The 25,154-nt window shown below is 61.9% G+C and carries 23 protein-coding genes; 6 read left to right on the forward strand and 17 right to left on the reverse strand.

Annotation, left to right across the window (positions count from 1 at the left end; all coding sequences use genetic code 11):
• The first annotated feature begins 86 nt into the window (after positions 1 to 86).
• The gene (locus GVL04_RS10705; RefSeq protein ID WP_159703753.1) at positions 87 to 1,055 is read left to right on the forward strand and encodes an SGNH/GDSL hydrolase family protein; all 969 of its coding nucleotides are present in this window, start codon (positions 87 to 89) and stop codon (positions 1,053 to 1,055) included.
• 149 nt (positions 1,056 to 1,204) lie between these two features.
• Here GVL04_RS10705 and GVL04_RS10710 read toward each other — a convergent pair whose 3' ends face one another.
• The 5 genes from GVL04_RS10710 to GVL04_RS10730 all read right to left on the reverse strand — a co-directional run bounded on the left by GVL04_RS10710 (position 1,205) and on the right by GVL04_RS10730 (position 7,767).
• Entirely contained in the window at positions 1,205 to 2,914 is a 1,710-nt protein-coding gene (locus tag GVL04_RS10710; protein ID WP_159703756.1) for an ABC transporter ATP-binding protein, read from the reverse strand.
• A gap of 10 nt (positions 2,915 to 2,924) precedes the next feature.
• Entirely contained in the window at positions 2,925 to 3,869 is a 945-nt protein-coding gene (locus GVL04_RS10715) for an ABC transporter permease (protein WP_090818045.1), read from the reverse strand.
• Complete coding sequence (locus GVL04_RS10720; protein WP_026539948.1) at positions 3,859 to 4,788, reverse strand: ABC transporter permease; 930 nt, start codon at positions 4,786 to 4,788, stop codon at positions 3,859 to 3,861. The genes GVL04_RS10715 and GVL04_RS10720 overlap by 11 nt, the downstream gene beginning before the upstream one ends.
• Positions 4,789 to 4,912: 124 nt before the next feature.
• A complete protein-coding gene (locus tag GVL04_RS10725) occupies positions 4,913 to 6,595 on the reverse strand; it encodes an ABC transporter substrate-binding protein (RefSeq protein ID WP_159703759.1) in 1,683 nt (560 codons plus the stop codon).
• A gap of 659 nt (positions 6,596 to 7,254) precedes the next feature.
• The gene (locus GVL04_RS10730; RefSeq protein WP_159703762.1) at positions 7,255 to 7,767 is read right to left on the reverse strand and encodes a DUF1877 family protein; all 513 of its coding nucleotides are present in this window, start codon (positions 7,765 to 7,767) and stop codon (positions 7,255 to 7,257) included.
• 139 nt (positions 7,768 to 7,906) lie between these two features.
• Between GVL04_RS10730 and GVL04_RS24830 the strand changes: the two genes are divergently transcribed.
• A complete protein-coding gene (locus GVL04_RS24830; RefSeq protein ID WP_268825377.1) occupies positions 7,907 to 8,035 on the forward strand; it encodes a hypothetical protein in 129 nt (42 codons plus the stop codon).
• 123 nt (positions 8,036 to 8,158) lie between these two features.
• On the opposite strand, the gene ychF is transcribed toward GVL04_RS24830, so the two are convergent.
• Positions 8,159 to 9,244, reverse strand: coding sequence for a redox-regulated ATPase YchF (gene ychF / locus GVL04_RS10735; protein WP_159703765.1), 1,086 nt, complete (start codon positions 9,242 to 9,244; stop codon positions 8,159 to 8,161).
• 111 nt (positions 9,245 to 9,355) lie between these two features.
• Here ychF and GVL04_RS10740 point away from each other — a divergent pair, with 111 nt between their 5' ends.
• Positions 9,356 to 10,585 (forward strand): DNA recombination protein RmuC, encoded by a 1,230-nt coding sequence (locus tag GVL04_RS10740; protein WP_159703768.1) that lies wholly within the window; start codon positions 9,356 to 9,358, stop codon positions 10,583 to 10,585.
• Positions 10,586 to 10,671: 86 nt separating this feature from the next.
• On the opposite strand, the gene GVL04_RS10745 is transcribed toward GVL04_RS10740, so the two are convergent.
• On the reverse strand, positions 10,672 to 11,757 hold the full coding sequence (locus GVL04_RS10745; RefSeq protein ID WP_159703771.1) for a 4-hydroxy-3-methylbut-2-enyl diphosphate reductase: 1,086 nt from the start codon (positions 11,755 to 11,757) through the stop codon (positions 10,672 to 10,674).
• 36 nt (positions 11,758 to 11,793) lie between these two features.
• Complete coding sequence (locus tag GVL04_RS10750) at positions 11,794 to 12,645, reverse strand: hypothetical protein (RefSeq protein ID WP_159703774.1); 852 nt, start codon at positions 12,643 to 12,645, stop codon at positions 11,794 to 11,796.
• A 182-nt stretch (positions 12,646 to 12,827) separates the two neighbouring features.
• Here GVL04_RS10750 and xseA point away from each other — a divergent pair, with 182 nt between their 5' ends.
• Positions 12,828 to 14,105 (forward strand): exodeoxyribonuclease VII large subunit, encoded by a 1,278-nt coding sequence (gene xseA, locus GVL04_RS10755; protein WP_159703777.1) that lies wholly within the window; start codon positions 12,828 to 12,830, stop codon positions 14,103 to 14,105.
• A gap of 41 nt (positions 14,106 to 14,146) precedes the next feature.
• The gene (locus GVL04_RS10760) at positions 14,147 to 14,404 is read left to right on the forward strand and encodes an exodeoxyribonuclease VII small subunit (RefSeq protein WP_159703780.1); all 258 of its coding nucleotides are present in this window, start codon (positions 14,147 to 14,149) and stop codon (positions 14,402 to 14,404) included.
• 47 nt (positions 14,405 to 14,451) lie between these two features.
• On the opposite strand, the gene GVL04_RS10765 is transcribed toward GVL04_RS10760, so the two are convergent.
• The 9 genes from GVL04_RS10765 to GVL04_RS10805 all read right to left on the reverse strand — a co-directional run bounded on the left by GVL04_RS10765 (position 14,452) and on the right by GVL04_RS10805 (position 24,070).
• Entirely contained in the window at positions 14,452 to 15,306 is an 855-nt protein-coding gene (locus GVL04_RS10765; protein ID WP_159703783.1) for a polyphosphate kinase 2 family protein, read from the reverse strand.
• A gap of 53 nt (positions 15,307 to 15,359) precedes the next feature.
• A complete protein-coding gene (locus GVL04_RS10770; RefSeq protein ID WP_159703786.1) occupies positions 15,360 to 16,580 on the reverse strand; it encodes a pyridoxal phosphate-dependent aminotransferase in 1,221 nt (406 codons plus the stop codon).
• Between the two features lie 120 nt (positions 16,581 to 16,700).
• Complete coding sequence (locus GVL04_RS10775) at positions 16,701 to 17,657, reverse strand: ABC transporter substrate-binding protein (protein WP_159703789.1); 957 nt, start codon at positions 17,655 to 17,657, stop codon at positions 16,701 to 16,703.
• Positions 17,654 to 18,397, reverse strand: coding sequence for an ABC transporter permease (locus GVL04_RS10780; RefSeq protein WP_159703791.1), 744 nt, complete (start codon positions 18,395 to 18,397; stop codon positions 17,654 to 17,656). The genes GVL04_RS10775 and GVL04_RS10780 overlap by 4 nt, the downstream gene beginning before the upstream one ends.
• Entirely contained in the window at positions 18,394 to 19,134 is a 741-nt protein-coding gene (locus GVL04_RS10785) for an ABC transporter permease (protein ID WP_159703793.1), read from the reverse strand. The genes GVL04_RS10780 and GVL04_RS10785 overlap by 4 nt, the downstream gene beginning before the upstream one ends.
• Positions 19,134 to 20,228: an ATP-binding cassette domain-containing protein gene (locus tag GVL04_RS10790; RefSeq protein ID WP_159703795.1), complete on the reverse strand. Its 1,095-nt coding sequence runs from the start codon at positions 20,226 to 20,228 to the stop codon at positions 19,134 to 19,136. Before GVL04_RS10790 ends, GVL04_RS10785 begins: the two co-directional genes overlap by 1 nt.
• A 154-nt stretch (positions 20,229 to 20,382) precedes the next feature.
• On the reverse strand, positions 20,383 to 21,567 hold the full coding sequence (gene rsgA / locus GVL04_RS10795) for a ribosome small subunit-dependent GTPase A (RefSeq protein ID WP_159703797.1): 1,185 nt from the start codon (positions 21,565 to 21,567) through the stop codon (positions 20,383 to 20,385).
• Positions 21,568 to 21,790: 223 nt separating this feature from the next.
• Positions 21,791 to 22,243, reverse strand: a complete 453-nt coding sequence (locus GVL04_RS10800; RefSeq protein ID WP_159703799.1) for an NUDIX hydrolase — start codon at positions 22,241 to 22,243, stop codon at positions 21,791 to 21,793.
• A 30-nt stretch (positions 22,244 to 22,273) separates the two neighbouring features.
• Entirely contained in the window at positions 22,274 to 24,070 is a 1,797-nt protein-coding gene (locus GVL04_RS10805; RefSeq protein WP_159703801.1) for a beta-galactosidase family protein, read from the reverse strand.
• 50 nt (positions 24,071 to 24,120) lie between these two features.
• Here GVL04_RS10805 and GVL04_RS10810 point away from each other — a divergent pair, with 50 nt between their 5' ends.
• A complete protein-coding gene (locus tag GVL04_RS10810; RefSeq protein WP_159703803.1) occupies positions 24,121 to 25,152 on the forward strand; it encodes a pirin family protein in 1,032 nt (343 codons plus the stop codon).
• Positions 25,153 to 25,154: the final 2 nt, after the last annotated feature.

The following is a 25,154-nucleotide window of genomic DNA, read 5'->3' on the forward strand; positions in this document are numbered from 1 at the left end:
ACACAGCGAAAAGACCCCGCGACACAGGGCACCTGCATCCAGTCTAAACGCAGTTGCATTTCCCAGCCTAAAAAGCAAGCCATTCGATGCTGCAATGTGGCGCTGCTCACATATCGTCACGCTTTAGTAACCGCTACTCCAGATGCTGGATTTTCCCGGCGTCGTGCCCCATGATTGCTGCAGAACCAGTGCCACACGGAGACCAATCGATGCGACAATCTTCGGCCGCGTTCCGCCTGCTCGCACCTTTGATCGCCATCGGCGTTCTGTCGGTGGGCTGCGGACCCAGCCCAGTTACCCCCGTTTCTGCCCCCACGCGCTCCGTCGCGCCCGGGCCCGCACAGACGGCCGCCGCCGCTTCGCCCTTAAGGACGGCCCCGTCTCCGAGCTCCTTGGACTTGCCCGTTGGCTCGCTCTACAAAAACCCGGCCAACAACCGCAACGAACTGGTTCTCGCCGACGTGCGCCATACAGCGGTCCTGATCGGCGACTCGCAGGCCATGCCCAAGGACTCGTGGCCACAGCAGGGCATCGCGGCCCTCGGATACAAGTTGCACGTAGTGGGCATGGGTGGCACCGGCTTCGTGGCCTCCAATGGCAAGACGGGCAACTACATCGATGCATTGCAGCGCGGAGACTGGATACTGCCGTACGGCGACCCGCCCCTGATTGTGGTGCAAGGCGGCGGCAACGACGCCTCGCAGAAAGCCACCGACGCACAGATCGCCAGCAACGCCGAGCGCTTGTTGGCCGCCCTGAAAAAGCGCTACCCCGGCGCTGACTTGGCCATGATCGGAACCTTGGCACGCGGTGCAAGCAACGGAGGCGGCCGTCGCACTGAAGTGGACGCTTTGTTGGGGCGGATTGCTGCCAAACACGGAATTCCGTTCGTCGGCACGGGTGACTGGCTCACGCGCTACGACGCAATTGGCGATCTCCAGGATGGCGTGCACATGAAACCTTCCGGACACGCCAAGCTTGGCGCGGTCTTGGCCCGTGAGCTCACTGCATTGGGCCTCACGGCCCGCCCGGACAGCGGCGCCCCGGCGAAGTAGCGGGCGTTGTGAGGCCTGCTCTGCGTGCTTTGTGAGCTTCTTTCCCTGCCGAGCGGCCTTACAAAGATTGATTTAACGGCAAGAGCCGGTGGTTTCCTTTCGGGAACCACCGGCTCTTGCTGTACTGCTTTCTGAACGTACGACGCCGGTCAGGCCACCGCGGGCGGCAGCAGCAGCGAACCGCCGGGAATGGCATCCAGGAGAGCCTGGGTGTACGACTCACGGGGGTTGTCGAAGACCCCGTCCGTGCTGCCCGTCTCCACCAGCTTGCCCTTCTCCATGACGCAGACGTGGTCCGCGATCTGGCGGACAACCGCGAGGTCGTGCGTGATGAACAAGTACGTCAGGCCCAGGTTGTCCTGGAGGTCAGCAAGCAGGTTCAGGACCTGTGCCTGCACCAGCACGTCCAGCGCGGAGACCGCTTCATCGCAAATGATGACTTCAGGATCCAACGCAAGAGCACGAGCGATGGCAATACGCTGGCGCTGACCGCCTGAGAGCTCGTTGGGGTACCGCTGCATCATGGACTGCGGCAGAGCCACCTGGTCCAACAGCTCACGGACCTTCTTCTCACGGCTGGCCGCGTTGCCGATCTTGTGCACGCGCAGCGGTTCTTCGATGGTCCTGAAGATGTTGTACATCGGGTCCAGGGAACCGTAGGGATCCTGGAAGATGGGCTGAACGCGGCGGCGGAACTTGAAGAGTTCCTTGCCCTTCAGCCCAGCGGTGTCCACACCATCGAAGATGATCTGACCCTCAGTGGGCTTCTCAAGCTGGAGAACCATCTTGGCGACCGTTGACTTGCCCGAACCCGACTCGCCCACAATCGCCGTCGTGGTTCCGCGCTTGACGCTGAAACTGACATCATCAACAGCGGCGAAATCGGAGGTCTGGCCCAGTCCCTGACGCAGTTTGTAGATCTTGCGCAGGTTCTTGATCTGGAGAACCTCATCCTGGGCACGATCCTGCGCAGCCGCCACGGGTGCCAGAAGGTCTTCAGCTTCCACACCCTGCTCTTTGGCCACCTGGATACGGCGCGACGCCAAGGAAGGTGCCGACTCAACCAGGCGACGGGTGTACGGGTGCTGGGGGTTGCGCAGCAGATCCAAGGAAGGACCTGCCTCAACAACGTTGCCCTGGTACATGACGATGACTTTGTCGGCCCGCTCTGCAGCCAAGCCGAGGTCGTGGGTGATCAGCAGCACCGAGGTGCCGAGTTCAGTGGTCATCTTGTCCAAGTGGTCCAGGATCCTGCGCTGCACCGTAACATCCAGTGCCGACGTTGGTTCATCGGCAATGAGGAGCTTGGGCTGGCAGCTCAGGCCGATGGCGATAAGTGCACGCTGACGCATGCCGCCGGAGAACTCATGCGGGTACTGCTTGGCGCGTCGGGCAGCATCAGGAAGGCCAGCCTCCGCGAGGACGCGGGCAACGTCCTCCGGGCCATCCGGGCGACCGTTGGCTTTGAGGGTCTCGCGAACCTGGTAGCCGATCTTCCAGACCGGGTTCAGGTTGGACATGGGGTCCTGGGGAACCATGCCGATGTGGCTGCCACGCAGCTCGATCATGCGCTTTTCCGAAGCGTGGGCGATGTCTTCGCCGTCGAGCAGGATCTGGCCGCCCGAGACGCGTCCGTTATTCGGCAACAGACCGATGGCGGCGAGTGCCGTCGTCGACTTTCCGGAGCCCGACTCCCCCACGATGGCAACCGTTTCGCCCGGCATGATGGACAAGTGGGCGTTCTTAACCGCCTTGACCTCACCGGATCCGGTCTTGAAAGTGATGGCCAGGTCCTTGATCTCCAGGATGGGCCGTACTGGTGCCGTGGCTTCATCAATTCTGATGTTGGCAGAAGTCATGTTCGCCTCCTTAGCGCTGACGGCTCTTGGGATCAAGAGCATCGCGGACGGCGTCGCCAAGCATGATGAAGCTCAGGACGGTAATGGACAGGGCGGCTGCCGGATAGAGCAGGATTCCGGGGTTGGTGCGGATGGACGCGTTCGCCGCGGAAATGTCGTTACCCCACGACATCACGCTGCCAGGCAGCCCGACACCGAGGAAGGACAACGTGGCCTCCAGGACGATGAAGACGCCCAATTCCAACGTGGCAAGCACAATCACGGGCGCCAGGGCGTTCGGCAAAGCGTGCTTCACCAGGGCGCCAAACTTGGACACACCCAGGGACCGGGCCGCGGTGACGAAGTCCGCGTTGCGCACCTCGATGACGGCACCTCTGGTGATACGCGCCATTTGGGGCCAGGCGAGCAGGGATATTGTCAGGACCACGGTCCAGACGCTCCTGTTCTCGCGGAACAACGGCAACTGCGTGATAACAAGGGCGCCGAGGATGATCGGCAACGCGAAGAAGATATCGCCGAGACGGGCGAGGACAGAGTCCAGCCAGCCGCCGTAGTAACCGGCCAGCGCACCAAGGGTGACACCGATGAGGACGACGGCCAGCACGGACAGGACACCGACAGACAAGGAGGCCTGCGTACCGTGGATCACGCGGGAATAGACGTCGCAACCTTGCAGGGTGAAACCGAGCGGGTGGCCGGCAGTGGGCGCGCCTTCGGAGTTGGCCAACTGGCAGTCGTTATTGGGTTCCACACTGGTGAACAGGCCTGGGAAGACTGCAACGATCACTAACAGCAGGATCAGCAGCGAGGAGACGATGAACATGGGGCGGCGGCGAAGCTTCCGCCACGCATCAGCCCACAGGCTCAGGGGCGCTTGATCTGTCTTGACAGCGTCAGTGGCCAGAAGCGGCGTTTCCTCGACGGGAGCCACAAAGTGTTCAGTATTACTGGTCATAGCGGATCCTCGGGTCAAGCCAGGCGTACAGGAGGTCAACCAAGAGGTTGGTGATGACGAAAACAAGGACCAGGACACTCACGATCGCAACGATGGTGGGGCCCTCGCTTCGCTGGATGGCCTGGAAGAGTTTGTTACCGACACCGGGCACGTTGAAGATGCCCTCGGTGACAATGGCGCCGCCCATGAGCCCGCCAAGGTTGGCACCCAGATAGGTCACCACCGGGATCAACGAGTTCCTGAGAATGTGTGCCATCACGACGCGGGGCCGGGAGAGACCCTTCGCGGTTGCGGTACGTACGTAGTCCGCGTTCATGTTCTCGCTGACAGAGGCGCGGGTCAGCCGGAGCACGTAGGCGAAGGACACCAGTCCCAGCACGACGGCTGGGAGGATCAGGTTGCCCCAGTCGGCATTGGCACCCACCGTAGGTTTGGCCCAGCCGAGTTGGACACCGAACACAAGCTGGAAAACGAAGCCCAAGACGAAGGTCGGGACAGCGATCACCAGGAGCGAAACGACGAGGACGGTGGAATCGAAGAGCTTGCCTTTTTTGAGGCCGGCGAAGACGCCGAAGGCAATGCCGAATACGGCCTGGATGATGAGCGCTTCGATAGCGAGCATTGCCGTGACAGGGAAAGCCCTGGCCAAGGAGTCGGCGATGGGCTGCTGGGTGAAGTCAACGCCAAGGTTGAAGGTGAACAAGTTCTTGATGAAGAGCCCGTACTGAACCCAGAATGGCTGGTCCAGGTTGTACTGGGCCCGCAAGGCGTCGATGACGCTCTGCGGTGGCTGGCGATCCCCGAAGAGGGCGGCAATCGGGTCGCCGGGTAGTGCGAAGACCATGTAGTACACGAGGAGCGTGGTCCCCAGGAATACCGGGATGACCTGGAGGAGCCTACGGAAAATGAAGCGAACCACGGGTCACCCCTCTCCGTTGGTCGGGCGTTGGTGTGTCATTTGTGCCTTCCTGCCAAGCAAGCAAGGGGGGCCCGGCGCTTTGGCCGGACCCCCGCTGCCCTAAGGCAAGTTCAGATCCTGAGGACTACTTGGCCTCGATGTCGAAGTAACGGATGCCGCCGTTCCAGCCGGTTTCAGCTGAGACAACGTTGTTGCTCCAAACAATCGGGGTTGCCCGGTACCACAACGGCAGGCCGGGGAGGTCCTTGAACAGGATCTCCTGTGCCTGGTTGAACTTGGTGTTGGCGTCTTCCGGAGTCTTGGCTGCAAGGCCTTCCTTGAGGAGCTTGTCGAACTCGGGGTTCGTGTACTTCTCGTAGTTGGAGGATGCGTTGGTTGCCCATACAGGTCCGAGGAAGTTGTAGAGCGACGGGTAGTCACCCTGCCAGCCGGCGCGCGTCAGGCCCGGGAGGGACTGCGACTTGCGCAGGTCCAGAACTTCAGCGAACTTAGCGAACGGCTGGATTTCAGCCTCGATGCCGAGGTTGTTCTTGAAACCGTTGGCAACGGCGTCGATCCATTCCTTGTTGCCACCGTCAGTGTTGGAGGCGATCAGGAGCGGCTTGGAACCGTCGTACGGCTTGATCTTCTCGGCCTGGGCCCAGAGATCCTTGGCCTTGGCGGCGTCGAACTTCAGGACGTCGCTGCCGGGGATGGCGTCGTTGTAGCCGTCGAGCACGGGGGCCGTGAACTCGGTGGCCGGGGTACGCGTGCCGTTGAAGATGACCTTGGTGATCTCATCGCGGTTGATGGCGTGGGACAGAGCCTGGCGACGCAGAAGGCCGGCTTCACCCTGGAAGTTCGGGTTGTAGCCCGGGATGTTCAGGGTGGAGTTGTTGGCGTTGGGACGCGTGGAGTTACGGTCCGGGAAGTCCGTGGTGTAGGTCTTCAACGCGTTCGACGGAACGACGTCCGTGATGTCGAGGTTGTCGGCCTGAAGGTCCGTGTATGCGGGGCCCGGATCGGTGTAGAACTTGAAGGTCACGCCACCGTTCTTGGCAGCGCGGGGACCGGTGTAATCAGCGTTCTTGACGAGGGAGATGGACTGGTCGTGTACCCAGGCGCCTTCCTTCTCGAACTTGTACGGGCCGTTGCCGATCGGGTTCTCGCCGAACTTCTTCGGATCCTTCAATGCCTCGGAAGGAAGCGGGTAGAAGGCAGAGTAGCCAAGGCGCAGCGACCAGTCAGCTTCCGGCTGGCCAAGCTTTACCGTGATGGTCTGGTCGTCAGTCGCGGCCAGGCCGGACATGGTCTGAGCCGTGGGAGCCGGGGTGGAGGTCTTCTTGCCGTCGGCGCCGGTGGTCTCAGTGACTGCACTGACATCGGCGTAGCCCTCGATGGACTCGAAGAAGAAACCGTTGTTCTGGAGGTTGGTGCTCAGCGCGGCGAAGTTCCAGGAATCAACGAAGGTCTTGGCCGTGATGGCTTCCCCGTTGGTGAACTTGGCGCCGGACTTGACCTTGATGGTCCAGTTCTGCGAGTCGGTTGTCTCTATCGACTCCGCCAGAGCGTTGACGGGCTTGCCGTCGGAGTCGTAGGCACGAAGGCCTTCGAACAGCAGCTCGACCACGCGGCCACCGTACACCTCGTTGGTGTTGGCCGGAAGCAGCGGGTTCTGCGGTTCGTTGCTGTATGCGGAAAGGACCTTGTTCGGGTCAGTTGCGGCAGAGCTGTTCGTGTTGCTGCCGCCACCGCCGCCGCAACCGGTCACTGCGAGGGCGATGATCGCCGCTACGCCTAGAGCTTTGGAAGTGCGCGAGAAACGCATTCCGCCTCCTATGAGTCGTGGAGTTGAGCAGGGGAAATTCGTGATTTCCCCCAGGCACAGGCACAGCTTCCTACTGTGACGTTGCCTACATGTGAGTGTAAGCCTACCCACATTGCGTCCAGATGTTGGGACATGCTGGCCAAACTGTAACCGTTCCGCAACCTACAGATGCCTAAATTGCCGGGAATTTCAAGTCAAACGCTACTCGGTGGTAGCATTCGCTGTCTGACAGCAGGACAGGACGATTTTGACGCGAGAAAAGGACCCCGGGTTCACCCTGGGCATTCAGCGGAACGGGGTCTTGGTACGGCTGGGAACCAGCCGATTGATCGGATACATGTCCCTATTGCCGGCAGGTCGGTTACGCGGGTGTCCCACACCGCGTCAGGCACGTTGTCAGCGTCACCGACGTACCACGCGGGCCCGCGCGCAGCGAGAGCTGCCCCAGCTCCGCACAAACGAACGATCTCGCCTACGGCTGCAACGTCGCTCGGGTTCATACTGCGACGGCTGTTGTCAGAATCTCATGATCAGGGGGCAGGCCGCCGTCGGCAACAACATCTATCTCGACGCCCAGCAACTCACTGGCTTCAGCCGCAAAGCCTGCGATGGTCAGTAGGCCCACACCGGGCTGGCACGTCACGAGACCAGGTTTTCGCTCACCCGATCAGGTAGACCATGCCGCGTCCGGCCGCCCTGAGGTTCGCGGCGAAGCTCCTGGCCCGCTGGAGGTATTGAGAGGTGTAGCGAAAGTCGGATTGCTGGTCGGTGTAGGGCATATGGCCCAGGCACAGCCTCATGTCTGCGTCAGAAATACGGTCCAGGTCCTGGGAAACCACCGCCACGTCCACCGGTGTCAGGACGCGCAACCATGGTTCCCACCCATCGTGGTGCATTGTCACCTGTCCTTCAAACATCCGGAAGGCCGGTCTCGCCTCCGCACCCGGTGTGAGAGGGCCAGTGCACACCTGCAGAAACCGCCATGCCTTATCCAGGTAGAGCATGTCGCATTCAGGGACTGATTGTTCGAAGGCGGCGATAGTGACCCCGCCCGCAGATTCGAGGCCCCAAGCATCGGCCAATGGATCTGAGGACAGGAAACGTCTCGGATCGGCAAGCACAAGGTCGGTGACATCGCCGTCGAAGGCGTATGCATAGTATCTGATTCCCATACGCCAAGTGTGGTCATCAGCTTGGCGGCAGAGGACCGGGCGATAGCCGTATGTGGATAACTTGGTCTGTCGGTTGACCCCACCCGTTTGCCACCAGTGTGCCCAGCTCCGCTGCGCCGAGGCCCATTAGGCTTGGCCCATGTCTACTGATGAAGAGAAGGATCCTCCCGTACCTGCCGACGTCGAAGGAAAGATCCCGAAGAAAGTTGACGACGAGCCGGAGCCTGACGCGAAATCAACTTCCGCGGAAAAGCCCAAGGACTCCTAGGAGGCTCCAACGGCGCCGTCGGGCCCTCAATTCAACAGCAAAGGCCGCAGGCCATGAAGTTGTGAGACTCCATGGCCTGCGGCCTGCCAATGCCCCGGTGCTTTAGTGGATTTGGCTGTGGACCTAAACGTTGAAGCGGAACTCCACCACGTCGCCGTCGGCCATCACGTACTCTTTGCCTTCAATACGGACCTTGCCACGGGACTTTGCCTCGGACATGGAACCGGCGTCGATGAGGTCATCGAAGGAGACAACCTCGGCCTTGATGAAGCCACGCTGGAAGTCGGAGTGGATCACGCCGGCCGCCTGGGGCGCGGTGTCACCTTGGCGAATGGTCCAGGCCCGGGTTTCTTTGGGGCCGGCCGTCAGGTAGGTCTGCAGGCCAAGAGTGTGGAAACCAACGCGCGCCAACTGGTCCAGGCCGGATTCGGTCTGACCGTTCATCTCCAGCATCTCCCGGGCTTCTTCCTCATCCAGTTCCACGAGGTCGGATTCCAGCTTTGCGTCAAGGAAAATGGCGTCAGCAGGGGCAACCAAGGCCCGCAGTTCATCCTGCTTCGCCGGGTCTCCAAGAATGCCCTCATCCGCGTTGAAAACGTAGATGAAGGGTTTGGCGGTCAGCAGGCCGAGCTCCTTGAGATGGGCCATCTCCAGCTTGTCGCTCTTGATCGACGAGAAGATCGTGTCGCCACGTTCCAGGACCGCTTGGGCGGCCTTGATGGCTGCGAGCTCGGCAGCTTCGCGCTTCTTGATCTTGACTTCTTTTTCGATACGCGGGATGGCGTTTTCGATGGTCTGAAGATCGGCCAGAATGAGCTCGGTGTTGATGGTCTCCATATCGGAGCTCGGGTCAACCTTGCCGTCCACATGGATCACATCGGGGTCGTCAAAGACCCGGACAACCTGGGCAATGGCCTCGGCCTCGCGGATATTCGCGAGGAACTTGTTACCCAGGCCTTCGCCCTCCGAGGCGCCCTTCACGATGCCGGCGATGTCCACGAAAGACACCGGAGCCGGCAGCAACTTCTGCGAACCGAAGATTTCGGCCAGCTTCGCCAGACGCGGATCCGGCAGGTTGACCACACCGACGTTCGGCTCGATCGTCGCGAACGGATAGTTCGCTGCGAGCACCTGATTGCGGGTCAGTGCGTTGAAAAGGGTTGATTTGCCGACGTTGGGCAGTCCGACGATGCCAATAGTAAGAGCCACGAGCATTGATTCTACCTGCTGAAGCCTTGCCAGTGCTTGTTCGTATCCGCGGCAGGCGCCCCGGACGGTCCCTTCACTAAAACTGTCGTACCCCTGTGACAGGGTTGCCTCATGGATGGATTTGGATTGGTTTTGGCCCTGCTCATGCTGTTGATCGGCGCCGCCGTGGGTCTGGTTGCGGGCTACGTTGTCTTTCGACGCCGGGGCGCCGGCTTGGAGGAAGACTTCGACGCCGTTTCGTCGCGCCTCTCGGAGGTGACCGCACAGCTGGCAGCGGCCGACGCCGAACGACGACTTTTGTTCACACAGAACCGCGAGTTGACGGCGTCCAGGAACTCGGACGGAAGTGTTCTAAGGGCGCTGGCCCCGGTTGCTGAGAAGCTGACAGCGGTCCAGCAGCAAGTTTCACTGCTGGAACGGGACCGGGTGGAGCAATACGGCCAACTTGCCCAGCAACTGCAGGATGCCCGCTTGTCTGACGAACAATTACTGCGTTCAACGCACGCCCTGGCCTCCGCCCTGCGCTCCAACAGCGCTCGTGGGCAGTGGGGCGAAGTTCAGCTCCGCCGGGTAGTGGAAGCCTCGGGAATGCTGCGGCACGTGGACTTCCATGAGCAAGTTCATTCCGGCCGAACCGAGAACACGCTTCGCCCTGACCTTGTGGTCCAGCTGCCCGGTGGCAAGCAACTGGTAGTGGACGCCAAGGTCCCGCTGGGCTCCTACCTTGCAGCCCAGGAACAATTGCACGGCGACGGGTCCTTCGGGGAATCAGTAGCACCCGTTAGCAACCATGACTCAAAGACCTTGCTGGCCCACCACGCCAAGGCCTTGAAGGCCCACATCGATGCTTTGGCGGGTAAAAAGTACTGGGACATCCCGGGCAACTCCCCCGAATTGGTGATCTGCTTCCTTCCGGCAGAGTCCATCCTGGCGTCAGCCCTCGAGGCAGACCCGGCCCTGCTGGAATATGCCCTGTCCCGGAATGTCGTACTGGCGTCGCCCGGAACCTTGCTGGCGGTCCTCAAGTCGGTGGCCTTCACTTGGCGCCAGGACGTCCTCACGGACAGCGCCCACGAACTGTTCGAGCTCGCCAAGCAGCTCTACGAGCGCATGGGCACGCTGGGAGAGAACGTTGGCAAGCTGGGAAGCTCGCTGAAGACGTCCGTGGATCGCTACAACGCGATGGTGGGCACCCTTGAAGCCCGCGTTCTACCGACGGCACGCAAGCTCAACACCATGGACGACGCCGGCCTTGCCGCGCCCATGTCGGTTGAGGCAGTCCCCCGCGCTTTGTCAGCCCCTGAGCTTCTGGCTGAAGGGGAAGAAGAGTCTGCGGCATAACGAACAGGCCCGCAGCACCGCCTTCTCTATGGGAGGCGATGGCTGCGGGCCAGTTTCTTTGAGTTCCTGTTGTGGAGCGAAGCGGGTTAGGACGTGGTCCGGTTTCCGCGACCGCCGAGCGCACGCGTCACATCGCCGGCTTTCTTCAGCGTGGCCCGCAGCTCCTTGGGAAGTGAGAAGAGGAGGTCTTCCTCTGCCGTCACGATTTCCTGCACTTCGCCGTAGCCATAGTCAGCCAGCAGCCGCAGGACGTCCTTGACGAGTACTTCCGGGACAGAGGCACCCGAGGTCACACCGACCGTTGCGACGCCCTCGAACCAGGCTTCGTCCACTTCGTTGGCGAAGTCCACGCGGTAGGAGCTCTTGGCGCCGTACTCCAAGGCCACTTCAACCAGCCGAACGGAGTTCGACGAGTTGGCCGAACCCACTACGATGACGAGGTCAGCTTGGGGTGCGATTTTCTTGATGGCCACTTGGCGGTTGGTGGTGGCGTAGCAAATGTCGTCGCTGGGCGGATCCTGCAGGGTCGGGAACCGGTCCTTGAGCAGCCGGACTGTTTCCATTGTTTCGTCTACACTCAGGGTCGTCTGTGACAGCCAGATGGTTTTCTCGGGATCGCGCACGGTGACCTTGTCTACCTCGTGCGGACCGTTGATGATCTGGATGTGCTCTGGGGCCTCACCGGCTGTTCCTTCGACTTCCTCATGCCCCTCGTGGCCGATGAGCAGAATGTCGTAGTCTTCCTTGGCGAAGCGGACAGCTTCTTTGTGGACTTTCGTCACCAAAGGGCAAGTGGCATCGATGGTGCGGAGACCGCGGTCCTCCGCGGACTGGACCACGGCCGGGGAAACTCCATGCGCAGAGAAGATGACCAGGGCCCCCTCGGGGACCTCATCTGTTTCCTCGACGAAGATGGCTCCTTGTTCTTCCAGGGAGCTGACCACATGGACGTTGTGGACGATCTGTTTGCGGACGTAGACCGGGGGCCCATAGTGTTCAAGGGCTTTCTCGACGGCGATGACGGCCCTGTCCACACCGGCGCAGTATCCGCGCGGAGCGGCCAGCAGAACCTTCTTGGGACCCGTGACGGGGGCCGCTGCCTGTACCTCTTCGGGAGAACGCCGTCTGCGCGGCACCGTGGGCATAGGAATGGAAACTGCTGTGCTGGTCATCCCTCCATGCTACCGGCCCGGACTTTAGCTCCGGGCCTAACGTGACCCTTGTCGCCCTGACACCACGGAAGCTATGACGCCAACCACCAGGACAGCCCCCGATGCGATCGCTGCGATCACGACCCACTGTCCAAAGCCTGTCCGCGCCGCAGTGAGGAACTCCTGCTTGAACAGTTCGGCCACACCATTGGCGCTGGCCAGGTTCCCAATCATGCCGCCCGCCAGATCCGCCCCGGCAGTCCACAGTGCCGCAAGCGCGAGTCCGCCGAGCCCCAGGAACACCAGCACCAGCGAGCGTCGTCGGGCAGCGACGAAGGCCAGGAGCGCCGCCACTAGGGCGCCGGCAGCGGCCACCCACCACAAGGGTGCGAAGGCAGCAACGCGCTCAACGAGTTGCCGGTGGGACGGCTCCCCCAAAGAGACGAGGCTCTCCGAGGGAACATCAAGCCTGATCCGCGTAGCCTCGGCAAAATGATCGCGAATCAGCCTGACAAGGGGCCCGATATCCAGGACCAAGGCCGTGGAAGAAGCCGATTCTTCCGCTTGGGTGGCAGCTCCGAAGTTCAGCCTGTGGCTGTTCCGAACCGTTTCCTCCCAGGCTTGGGGATAGTCGCTCCACGATTGCATGCCTGTGGCCGCATTCCGGAGCGCATCGGCCGCCAGGGACTGGATCGGCCCGGGAAGATCCACCGAGGATTCGAAGGTGCCTACGGCGGCGGTTGCAAGGCGGCTCTGGAAGTCGGGATCGTTGCCCAACGCTCCCGCGATGCGAACGAAACCCTCTTCCTTGACTATGTTCTGGTCTACCCACGCTGCTGGCACGGCGACGGCTGTGAGCAGAATGGCGAGGATCACTCCCAATGCTGAAACAAAAGTACGCAAGGTCATCCTCGGGGCTCGGGGGCTGTGCCACCATCCTAGGTCTGTCCACATGATAGGAAAAATGTCGGGGCCCGGCACTAAAGCTATGGATAGAGTTGGAAGGCGGCCGGCACCCAAGGCCGCATCCCTGAGCGAGGACAAAACCATGCTGCAACAATCACGGACACCGGAACAGGCACGGACCGCCCATGTCCGCTGAAGCGACACCGGAATCCACCTTGCCGGGGACTGCAGCCGAAACCAGCCCGGATAATCCCTGGCCGTTGCAACTCCTGTCCCGCAAGCTCAAGGCCCACATTGAACGGGCACCTGCAGCGTGGATCGAGGGACAGGTCATTGAGCTGAACCGTCGGGGTGGAAACGCCTTCCTGACCCTGCGTGACGTTGACGCTGAAATTTCCCTGCCGGCATCCGTGTGGTCTACAGTGCTGGACCGACAAAAGGTCCCCTTGGAACGTGGTTCCCGCGTGGTCGCCTTGGTCAAGGCGGACTTCTGGGTCAAAACAGGTCGTCTGAACATGTCAGTGAAGGACATCCGTCCCGTGGGCCTGGGTGATTTGCTGGCGAGGATTGAACGGCTTCGGCAGGCGCTGGCGGCCGAAGGACTGTTCGCGGATTCCCGCAAACGTAAACTACCGTTGCTTCCCCACCGCATCGGCCTCATCACCGGCCGGGACTCGGACGCCAAGAAAGATGTCCTGCGCAATGCAGCGTTACGTTGGCCGGCCGTCGAGTTCGACGTCCGCGAAGTCGCCGTCCAAGGCAACACCGCTGTATCCCAGATCATCGCAGCGCTGAAGAAGCTGGACGCGGACCCCCATGTGGATGTCATTGTCCTTGCCCGCGGTGGCGGCGCGTTGGAAGATCTCCTCCCCTTCAGCAACGAGGACCTCATCCGTGCTGTTTCTGCGGCAACAACACCAATTGTCAGCGCGATCGGACACGAAGCCGACCGCCCCATCCTGGACGATGTAGCGGACCTCCGCGCGTCCACACCCACGGACGCTGCCAAACGGATTGTTCCGGATGTCGCCGAGGAACTGGCAATGGTCCGCCAGGCCCGGGACCATCTCCGCAGAAGCATCAGCAGAATGGTGGATCGGGAGACAGACCGGCTCCATGCTTTAAAGTCACGGCCGGTTTTAGCCGCGCCCGCTTCGATGGTGGATGCCCGTGCAGAGGACATCCACCGTCTGCAACGGCGCTCCCATTCAGCTGTGAGCACTGCCGTCGTCCGCGCCTTGGACCAGGTACAACACCTGCGCGCCCAGGTGCGGGCGCTGTCTCCGCAAAAGACCCTCGACCGTGGCTATGCCGTGGTTCAGGTTGTTGGTGAAGACCAAGCCGGTCACACAGTGGTCAGCAGCCCTGAGCATGCCCCGGACGGAACCGCGTTGGCCATTCGCGTAGCTGACGGTCGATTCCGCGCAGTCTCAACCGGCCAAGGACAGATCGTCGAACACTGAAGAAGCGGACATCAACGTCACTACCAAACACAAAGGACATCATGACTGACAACACTCCAGCGGCCCCCTCACAAGAGTCCCTCGACTCCCTGAGTTACGAGGAAGCCCGCGAGCAGCTTGTGGGCGTCGTTGGCCGCCTGGAGGCAGGTGGCGCCAGCTTGGAAGAATCGCTGGCCCTCTGGGAACGGGGCGAAGCGCTGGCCAAGCGCTGCGAGGACTGGCTCGAGGGTGCCCGCAAACGCCTTGCGACGGCCCGGGACGCAGCGAACGACGCCGGGGCTGCCGCCGGCCCCGAGTAGTCGGGGCGTTGAGCGCGGGTTACTCGGGGCTCACTGCGTGAATTCTCCTAGGAATCCACCACAAGGGCGCGTTCCGCAGCGACGTCGAAGTCGGCCTTGGGCCAGTCCAGATCCATGCGTTCGAGTGCATCCAGCAGCAACTGTTGGACGGCGATGCGCGCATACCACTTCCTGTTGGCCGGGACGACGTGCCATGGGGCGATGTCCGTTGACGTCTTCTCGAACGCAGCGCTGTAGGCGTCCATGTAGTCGTCCCAGTACGCCCGCTCTGCGAGGTCGCTCCGGCTGTATTTCCAGTGTTTGCTGGGATCATCCAGCCTGGCAATCAGGCGTTCCTTCTGTTCATCCTTGCTGATGTTGAGCATGACCTTGACGATGGTGGTCCCCTGCTCAGCAAGCCGGGACTCAAAGTCGTTGATCGCAGCGTAGCGCCGCTCCAGCTCAGTGGTGTCCGCCCACCCATGCACGCGGTGGATCAGGACGTCCTCGAAGTGTGAACGGTCGAAAACCCCTACCATTCCGGCAGCGGGTGCTTGTTTCTCGATCCTCCATAGGAAGTCATGGGACTTCTCCTCATCCGTGGGGGCCTTGAAAGCATGCAGCTGAACACCCTGCGGGTCCATGGCACCCACCACATGGCTGACGATGCCGCCCTTGCCGGCCGTGTCCATGGCCTGCAGAATCAACAGGAGCCGTTTGCTGCTGCCGAACTTGCCCTCGGCGAAGAGTTTCTCCTGCAGCTCCGCAAGCCGCGCATCCTGGGCAATCAGCAGAGCCTTTCCGTCAGCCTTGGCGCCGGGATACCCAGGCGTGGATTCGGGATCCACCCTGGCAAGTGAAAACCCGGCCCCTACCTTCAGTACCTCGGCCGGACTCTTGGCGAACTCAACTGGGACTGCCATCGGCGTGCCTTTCTGCCCGGCCGCACCCCCGTGGCGCGGCCATGGACCTCAGGCTAGTTGCCCGGGTACCTCGACAGGAAGTCCGCCATGCGGCCAATGGCCTCTTCAATGTCCTTGACGTTGGGCAACGTGACCATGCGGAAGTGGTCAGGGCGAACCCAATTGAAGGCCCGGCCATGGGAAACCAGGATTTTCTGTTCCTTCAAGAGGTCGAGGACAAACTTCTCGTCGTCCCGGATGTGATAGACCTCGGGATCCAGTTTGGGGAACAGGTAGAGCGCCCCCCTGGCCTGCTGGGTGCTGACTCCGGGGATGGCATTCAACAGATCGTAGGCTTTGTTTCGCTGCTCCAGGAGCCTCCCGCCCGGAAGGATGAGGTCGTTGATGCTCTGGTAACCACCAAGGGCCGTTTGGATGGCATGCTGCGCGGGTACGTTGGCGCACAAACGCATGTTGGCCAAGAGGTTGATGCCTTCAAGGTAGTCGGCGGCGTCCTTCTTGGGCCCTGAGATAGCCATCCAACCAGCGCGGTAACCGCAGACGCGGTAAGCCTTGGACAGGCCGCTGAACGTCAGGCACAGGACGTCGTCACCGGTGAGCCCGGCGAGGTTGATGTGGACAGCGTCCTCGTAAAGGATTTTCTCGTAGATCTCATCGGCAAACAGCACCAAGCCATGTTTTTCGGCGAGGGCCACGATTTTCTTGAGCGTTTCCTCCGGGTAGACGGCGCCCGTGGGGTTGTTGGGGTTGATAACCACAATGCCCTTGGTGCGCGGCGTGATCTTGGCTTCCATGTCCTCAAGATCGGGCTGCCAGCCGGAGTCTTCATCACAGAGGTAGTGCACCGGGCGGCCGCCGGCCAAGGCGACCGAAGCAGTCCACAGCGGATAGTCCGGTGTGGGAATCAGGACCTCATCGCCATCTTCCAGGAGGGCCATGAGGGACATGGTGATGAGCTCGCTGACACCATTGCCAAGGTAGATGTCATCAACGTGGATGTTCTGGATGCCGCGGGTCTGGTAGTACTGCGAGACGGCGGTCCGGGCCGAAAAAATACCGCGGGAATCGCTGTAACCCTGGGCGTTCGGCAGGTGGCGGATCATGTCCACCAAGATGGCGTCAGGCGCTTCAAAACCAAAAGGAGCCGGGTTTCCGATGTTCAGTTTGAGGATCCTGTGACCCTCTGCCTCCATCTGCTGGGCGGCCTGAAGAATCGGTCCACGGATGTCGTAAAGGACATTATGAAGCTTGGTGGACTGCTTGAAATTCGCCATCCCTCAAATATGCCACACGGGTGATGGAGTTCAGCTGAGACTTGACTCACAGATACGACGACGGCGGTGACGGTCCCGCACGGGTCCGTCACCGCCGTCGTACGCGGTTTTGTTCAGGTGTTACTTGACGATGCCCTTGTCCTTCAGCCATGCAGCTGCTGCGTCCTTAGGTGCCTGCTTCTGGTCGCCGCTGACGGCCCGGTTCAGGTTGATGAGGTCATCAGTGGTGAGGATCTTGGAGACGTTGTTCAGCGCTTCCTTGGCCTTGTCCGTCATCTTGGCTTCCTTGACCAACGGCAGAACCTGCTGCGCCTTGAAGTTGTTCTTCGGGTCTTCAAGGACAACCAGGTCATTGTCTGCGATGGACGGCGTGGTGGTGTAGATATCCGCCACCTGGACCTTGTCCTCAAGGAGGGCCTGGAGCGTCAGGTTGCCACCGCCGTCGTTGAAGGGCTGGAGGCCCTTGAGCTCGCAACCGTAGTTGGCCTTGAGACCCGGGAAGCCGTAGGCACGCGTTTCAAACGTTGCCGGAGCTGCCATGGTGAAGTCCTTGCAAACCTTGGCCAGGTCCTCGATGGACTTCAATTGGTACTTCTCAGCCGTGGCTTTGGTAACCACCATGGCGTCCTTGGACTCGGCCTTTGCCGGCTCCAGGACGGCGAGGCCATCCGGAAGCTTGCCCGGGAGGGCTTTATAGACGTCCTCCGCGGAAACTTCCTTGGCTTCGGTGTCCACGAAGGAGAGCAGGTTGCCGGAGTAATCCGGGACGAGGTCGATGGAGCCATCCTGGACGGCCTTGAAGTAGATTTCGCGCGATCCGATATTCGGCTTCGACGTAGCCGTCAGACCTGCGGCATTGAGGGCTCCAACGTAGATCTCGGCGATGACCTGGCTCTCGGGGAAGTCGGCGGAACCGACAACCAGCGAGCCGCCGGCAGCGGAGCCGCTCGGCGCAGAGGTGGACGGCGTGGCCAACGGGCTGCCGCCACACGCGCTCAATGCGAGGGCTACACCCAGTCCAGCTGCGAGGCCGCCGAGACCACGGCGCGTAAGGGTCATGGGAACGGGGTTTTTCATGGTGTACCTCCTTGAACGGCAGCCCCGGCGGGAGCTGTGGCTGTGAGATCATCGGCCGCCTTCTGGCGGCCGTTTGAGTCGAGGGTCAGGCCGGGCGAGAGGATAAGCCTCTGCACGCCGGCAAGAATAAGGTCCACGGCGATGGCCAGCCCTGCAATGAGCAACGAGCCGCCGAGCATCCTGGGGAAATCCTGCAGGACAAGTCCGTCAAACAGGTAACGCCCCAGCCCACCGAGCGGCAGGTAAGCCACCACCGAAACAGTCGCGATGACCTGCAGGACCGCGGTGCGGATGCCGCCAAACATGACTTGGAGCCCATTGGGCAATTCCACCCGGAAGAGGATCTGGAGTTCGGTCATGCCCATCGCCCGGGCGGCGTCCACCACGGTGGCATCGACGCTGGAGATGCCGGCGTAGGTGCCGGCCAGCAGCGGCGGAACCGTAAGAATGACAAGTGCCCACACCGGCGGCATCAAGCCGCTGCCAGCCAGCAAGGCGAAAAGGACCAGCAACCCCAGAGTCGGGAGGGCGCGAAGTGCCCCGGCAACTGCAACAGCGACCACCCGGCCACGGCCAGTGTGCCCGATGTAGAGACCGATAGGCACTGCGATGGCGGCTGCGATGAGGAGAACCAGTGCGCTGTACTGGAGGTGTTCCAGAATCCGGGTGGGAATTCCGCCGCTCCCTGTCCAGTGGGTGGGATCGGTCAGCCAGGCAATGGTCTCGGCGAAGATGTTCATGCGGACGCCCCCGGATCGGGGCGAAGGGCTGCGTGTGGGGTGGCAGGTCCTGCTTTGGGCTCGGTCACGAGGGCGTTGGCGTCCGGCCGGGTCGACTTTCCACCGGCCGCCCGCGTCCAAGGAGTCAGGAGGCGTTCCAGAACCACCAGGACAGCATCCATCAGCAGGGCCAGCACCAGAATCGCGATAATGCCCACCACCACTTCGGTGATAAACGTTCGTTGCAGCCCGTCGGTGAACAGGACTCCAAGATTGCCCACGCCCAAGAGTGCCGCGACGCTGACCAATGAAATGTTGCTGACCGACACCACGCGCAGCCCCGCGAAAAGCACCGGCAGGGACAGCGGGAGATCCACTTGGAAGAACCGGGCCAGGGGCTTGAAGCCCATGGCAACGGCTGCGTTTCGGAGGTCGTCGTCCACGGAATCAAACGCATCCATGGCAGCACGGACCAACAGGGCCACGGCGTAGATGGTCAGCGCCACCACCACGTTCAGGGGATCAAGAATCCTGGTGCCCAGGATGGTGGGAAGAATGATGAACAGCGCCAGCGATGGAATGGTGTAGAGCAACGAGGTAGCCGTGGCCACGACTGATCGGAGGGTGCCGTTACGCCTGGCCAGCTGGGCCAACGGTACGGAAATCAGGAGGCCGATGATCATGGGAATGATGGCGAGCACCATATGCTGCCCTGCCAATCCGAAGACCAGGTCAGTGTTGTCGAGGAACCACTCCATCAGGTGGCGTCCTCCCTGTGGTGCCGGACTTCTTCGATGAGCGCCAGGACTTCCGGCGCCTTCAGGACTCCAGCCACCCGGCCGTCGTCGTCCACCGCAACGCCCAGGCCCGACGGCGACGACAACGCCGCGTCCAAGGCGCGACGCAGGGTGTCTCCCTTGCGGAAGAGCGATCCGCCCGGAATCAACCCGGCGCCATCACGGGGCGAGGACCACCCGAGCGGCCGTGAATCCTCATCCACAACCAAGGCCCACTCGCCCGTTTCCCGGCCTGCGTGACGGCCATTGGAAGGACCGACCATGCTCACCGGGTGCAACGTCACGGCGTCCGCGGGGTTGAAGGCAAGGTGCCGGAAGCCGCGGTCGCGTCCCACGAACGAGGCTACGAAGTCGTTGGCCGGCGCACGGAGGATCTCCTCCGGCGCAGCGTATTGCGCCAGCTTTCCCCCGACGGCAAAGACGGCCACCTTATCGCCAAGCACGGTTGCTTCGTCGATGTCGTGCGTGACGAACACGATGGTCTTGGCCAACTCGCGTTGCAAGCGCAGCAGTTCCTGCTGCAGTTCATCACGGACCACTGGATCCACAGCACTGAAGGGTTCGTCCATGAGCAAGACGGGCGGATCAGCAGCGAGCGCCCGGGCAACCCCGACGCGCTGCTGCTGTCCACCTGAGAGTTGCGACGGGTACCGCTTGCCAAGAACTGAAGCCAATCCGACGACGTCGAGCAGTTCCGCCGCGCGTTTCCGCGCCGCGGCCTTGGGAACGCCGTTGAGCCGCGGGACGGTGGCGATGTTGTCCAGTACCGAACGGTGCGGCAGCAGGCCCGATGACTGCATGACGTAGCCCATGGAACGGCGAAGCTGGGCCGCAGGCACTTGCGAGACGTCCTCGCCTGCCACTGTGATGGTTCCACTGGAGGGCTCCACCATCCGGTTGATCATGCGCAGGGATGTGGTCTTGCCACAGCCTGAAGGCCCAACGAACACCGTGATCGAGCCTTTGTCGATGGACATGCTGAGTGCGTCCACCGCCGGCTGCCCGCCCTGGTATTGCTTGGTTACGCTCTGGAACTCAATCATGGCTTCGGCCATACCCGGGCTTACCTATCTGTGGTCGAGAACATCGGTAGAGCCACACGATCATATGCACTCTTATTACTTGGCTGCAAAGCAATCTTCACCCAGCCTAACCAGCACCACCGACGATGTCAGCGCCGCCACGTTTTCCGTAATGAATCGGCAATGTTCAGCGCTTCCGTCGTTTGCCGCCTTTCCCGGCCCGTTCCTCAGCTTGGTCGTGCTTGTACCGTTCTGCCGCACGCTGGCCCCTCTCCGCTGAAACGACTTTCTGGTGCCATTCGCGCTGGTAGGCCCGCCGCGCCGCTGCGTCATGTTTCCTGGCAAGGGCTGCCAACTCCCGTTGCAATTTCTGGTAGCTGGCCCAGCGCCGTGGATCGAGGGTTTCTTCGGCGAGTGCCTCCTGAACAGCGCACCCCGGTTCTGCTTGATGTGCGCAATCGGCGAAGCGGCAACGAGTGAAGAGTTCTTCAAGATCACCGAACATCTCGTCCATGCCATCGTCTGCATCGAAGAGACCAAAACCGCGGACGCCGGGGGTATCCATCAGGACCGCACCGCCGGACAGGGGCACCAATTCACGTGAGGTTGTGGTGTGCTTGCCCTTGCCGTCGCCTGCCCGGACCGCGCCGGTTTGCTGGACGTCCCGGCCCGCCAGGGCGTTGATGAGTGTTGATTTCCCCGCGCCGGAAGGGCCAAGCAGGACCAAGGTAGTGCCAGCGGGAATGTGCTGCATCAGTTCATCGAGCCCGTCGCCATGCTCCGCCGACGTTGTGACGACATCCACGCCGGCAGCTTGCAGGATGACTTCACCCACGACGTCGTCCGCCAAGTGGGTAAGGTCCGCTTTGGTGATGACCACAAGTGGCGTGGCACCGGAATCCCATGCCGCCACGAGCGTTCGTTCGAGGCGGTTATGGGTGAGGGGACGGTCCACTGGGACCACCACCGCGACGATATCGATGTTGCTGCCCAGGATTTGTTCCTCCGAGGAGGCTTCGAAGGCGCGTTTACGGCTGAGTGCGGAATGCCGCGGCAGCACCTGTACGACGGCAGGCTCACCTGCGTTGTTGTGGCCAAGCCATACCCAGTCTCCAGTAGCTGGCACTAGCCCATGCATTGGATAGGGCAAGTGCAGGAGACCGTCGGCCGACGCTACGAGCACCCGATTCCGGTCCAGGCGAACTACACGGCCGGGGCTGGCAGTTTCCTGGGCGGCCGGGGCCGCGTGGGCACGGAAAAGTTCCGCAGTTTCATTCGTGAAACCGTACTCCACCGGTCCGTGAAACTGGTTGCTGGGAAATTGCTGGGTGGAACTGAAAGAAAGGTCGCTTGAAGAAGCGTAAGTATTCAATGAAATGCCTCTGATGAGGCCCGGCCGCCTAGTTTCGGCAGGCTGATGCCGGGACAGGAATGATGGGCTGATGACGGCGCGCCGCAACTGAGTGCGGGGCACGCAAGATCGTGGCAATCATCAAAATCCACCTCCTCGGCATCCGGGCCGGCAGCTGAAATGCCGGCAATGTTGTTCAGCGTAGCCAAGCAGTGGAGCTTTGGCTAGGCTTTCGCGGCGCGCTTTAGCTCAGTTTCCCGTCCGCCGGGCGCTCCCGGTGCAAGCGCAGTGCTGTGTCCACCAAGGACACCCGGTTGAGTTTCCCAATGTCCAACAGAGGAATCCACGCGGCGTGGGTGGTGCTGCCATCCACCTCGTGGGTCAGTTCGCCGCCCACCACGGTGGCCTCGTAGACCAAGCGGAGGGCTTGGAAGTCCTTCACGGAACCGTCAGGTCTGGTCTCGCCCGGCCAGTGGCCGACATCGATGCCCAGCATGCGTTCAATGCGCGCTTCGTAGCCGGTTTCCTCGAAGACCTCACGCCTGCACCCGTCCACGGGGTGTTCTGCAAGGTCAAGGCCTCCGCCCGGAAGCGTCCATCCTTCTTTGCCGTCCTGCTTCCAATAGGCCAGCAGGATCTTCTCCTCCTGGACAATGACGGCGTAGGCGGCTGGGCGGGTATCGAACTGCAGGGTCATGGAGCCAGCATAAATCCTTGAGTCGCCTCCCTAGGGAAGCTCGGCGGCGGCGATAGGACCCGCTTCTTCGGGACCAAGGTCGGGCGCCTCGCGAAGCTCGACGACGGTACCCGGCTTCCCGAGCTCCAGCACCTTGATGCTGTTGCGGCCGGCCTTCAGCAACGGCGCCGGTGCATAGAGGGTCACCTGTGGGCCTTTCTCCCAATACCTGCCCAGCAGGAAACCATTGAGCCAGACGAAGCCCTTACCGGAATCAGGCAAGGCAAGGTAGGTGTCGGCCGGCTCGCCGACCTCGAAGTCGGCTCCCGCCAGGGACTCCAGGTCCTCTTGCTTCCAGTCGGCGAGCGCAACGGGAGTCTGCGTCCAGTGGAAGGTGTACCGCTGGTTGATGAGGACGCCGCCCAGGATTCCCTTGCCCTGGCCGGTCAAGGGTCCGTAGTTGATGCGGCCCAGGTTCTCGACCAGGATTTCAAGCTTGGCTGGAATGCCTGTGCCGGTAACAGTCAGGCCCTCGGCTCCGGTGACGTCGTCCAGGACGCCGGCGAAGACACCATCCACCCAAACATAGGCACGGTCGTTCAGGCCGGTGATCTTTAGTCGGCTCTCCGCAGGACTATCAGCTCGACCTGGCAGGATGGCTTCGGCGCTGTACAGCACCATGCCGGCGTCGAGTCCCAATTCTTCGAAGCTGAGTGGCTTGACGCTGCCAACGGTCCCACCGGCGTTCCGGGCGAGCTCCAGCAGGTCCGGCCCGTCCGTCAAAGACAGCGACTGAGCCGGGAGCACACGTGCGTCAGCCAGCAACTCGACCGGAAGTTCGGGAAGCTCTTCCATGCCCTGCGCCCGGAAGAACTCCCGGCGGAAGGCATGGAATTTCGGCGTGAGTGCACCGTTCTCAGCGATGGGCGCATCGGAGTCGTAGCTGGTGACAGTCGGCTGCAGCATGGTGCCGTCGTGGTTGCTGCCGGAGCTGAGGCCGAAGTTGGTTCCGCCGTGAGCCATGTAGACGCAGAGCGAACCGCCAAGATCCAGCATTTTTCGAGCTTCCAATGCTGCATCGTCGGCGTCGCGGCGGTGGTGCAGTTCACCCCAATGGTCGAACCAACCACCCCAGAACTCAACGTTGAAGAACGGCTCATCAGGCCGGCGTCGCTGCCAGGTCGCTACGGCCTCGTCGCCGCGGCTTCCCAGCGTGGCCGTCGCCCAGGTTCCTTCGATGGCGCCGCCGTCGAGGAAGTAGTCATTGCCACCGTCAGCCGTAAAGAGCAGCTCAGTGATGCCGCGTTCCTCGAGGACGCGCCGGTTCCACCGGATGTAGTCATGGTCGTCGCCATAGCTTCCGTACTCATTCTCGATTTGAACCGCCACCACCGGACCACCCGCAGAGGCCTGCCGCGACGCAATGATGGGAAGGAGGTGATCTAACCACTCCTCGATGGCTGTGGTGAACACCGGGTCCAAGCAGCGCAGGCCAATGCCCGGAATGCCGGTCAGCCAGGCGGGAAAGCCCCCGTTGTCCCATTCGGCACAGATATAAGGTCCTGGACGGACGATGACGTCCAGTCCTTCCCCGGCTGCGAGGTCAATGAACCGTCCCAGGTCGCGCCAGCCACTGAAGTCCGGAGCCTGATCGCGCTTAGGCTGGTGGAAGTTCCAGGCAACGTAAGTGTCAACGGTATTGGCGCCCATCGCTTTGAGTCGGCGCAGCCGGTCCTGCCACAGGTCCGGATGAACACGGAAGTAGTGGATGGCTCCGGCGAGGATGCGATACGGTTCACCCGAACGGTAAAGGACGGCGTCGTGGTAGCTCAAGAGGGCGTTGTTCACACGGAACAGATTAGCTCAATTTCCAACATTTATGCACAGGTGATGAACACATGACCAATCTTGATACTTCTCCGGCACAGGAAGTGTGCCCGGCGGCTACGGAAGATCAAGGTCCGTGCGTTCAGCTGTGGCCCGAACGCGAAGTCCCCTTGGGAGGCGTCCGCGCCATGAACGTCATGAGGACGCTGCCCCAGCGCGGGCTGCCGACCGTTGGCGCATGGTGCTTCCTGGACAGCTTCGGGCCCGACCGCGTGGCCATGAGCGTCCTTCCCCATCCGCACTGTGGGCTGCAAACTGTCACCTGGCCTATGGAAGGCGCAGTGCGGCACCGCGACAGCGTGGGCAGCGACGTAGTGGTACGGCCGGGCGAGCTGAACATCATGACAGCAGGCCATGGCATCTCACACTCGGAGTTCTCGGTCCTGCCCGCCACCACCGGGGCAGGACCGGGCCCCGAGGTACAAGAGATTCCCGTTTCGCGCGGGCTCCAACTGTGGGTAGCCCTTCCTGAGGAGCACCGCCACCGTCCGCCGTCCTTCGAGCAGGTCAAGGATTTGCCGGTGGCAGTGGGCGAAGGATTCACCGCAACGGTCATGGTGGGCGAATTCGCCGGCCAGCGCTCCCCCGCCACCATGTTCAGCCCCATCGTTGGGGCCGACATCACAGGCTCCGGCTCACTCGAGCTGCCCTTGCGGCCGGACTTTGAACACGCAGTATTAGTCTTGGACGGCCACGTGATCATCGACGGTCAGGACATCGAGGCCGGGCCGCTGGCCTACTTGGGCGCCGGGAGGTCCGGCCTTGTGGTCGAGGCGCAGCCAGGCACGCGGTTCATGCTCCTCGGCGGCGAACCGTTCGGCGAGGATCTGCTCATGTGGTGGAACTTCGTTGGGCGTACCCACGAGGAAGTCGAACAAGCACGTGAGGAATGGGAAGCAGAGGGACTCCTCGACGACGACGCCGCCGCCACCTCACGCTTCGGCTTTGTCCCAGGCCATGGTCCCGATGCCGGACCGGAAGCCGGCCGCATCCCCGCTCCCCCGCTTCCGGGCGTCAAGCTGCGGCCACGAACCCGCGGTTAGGT

It is taken from the genome of Arthrobacter sp. 18067, assembly GCF_902706295.1.
In the GTDB taxonomy this organism is placed as follows: domain Bacteria; phylum Actinomycetota; class Actinomycetes; order Actinomycetales; family Micrococcaceae; genus Arthrobacter.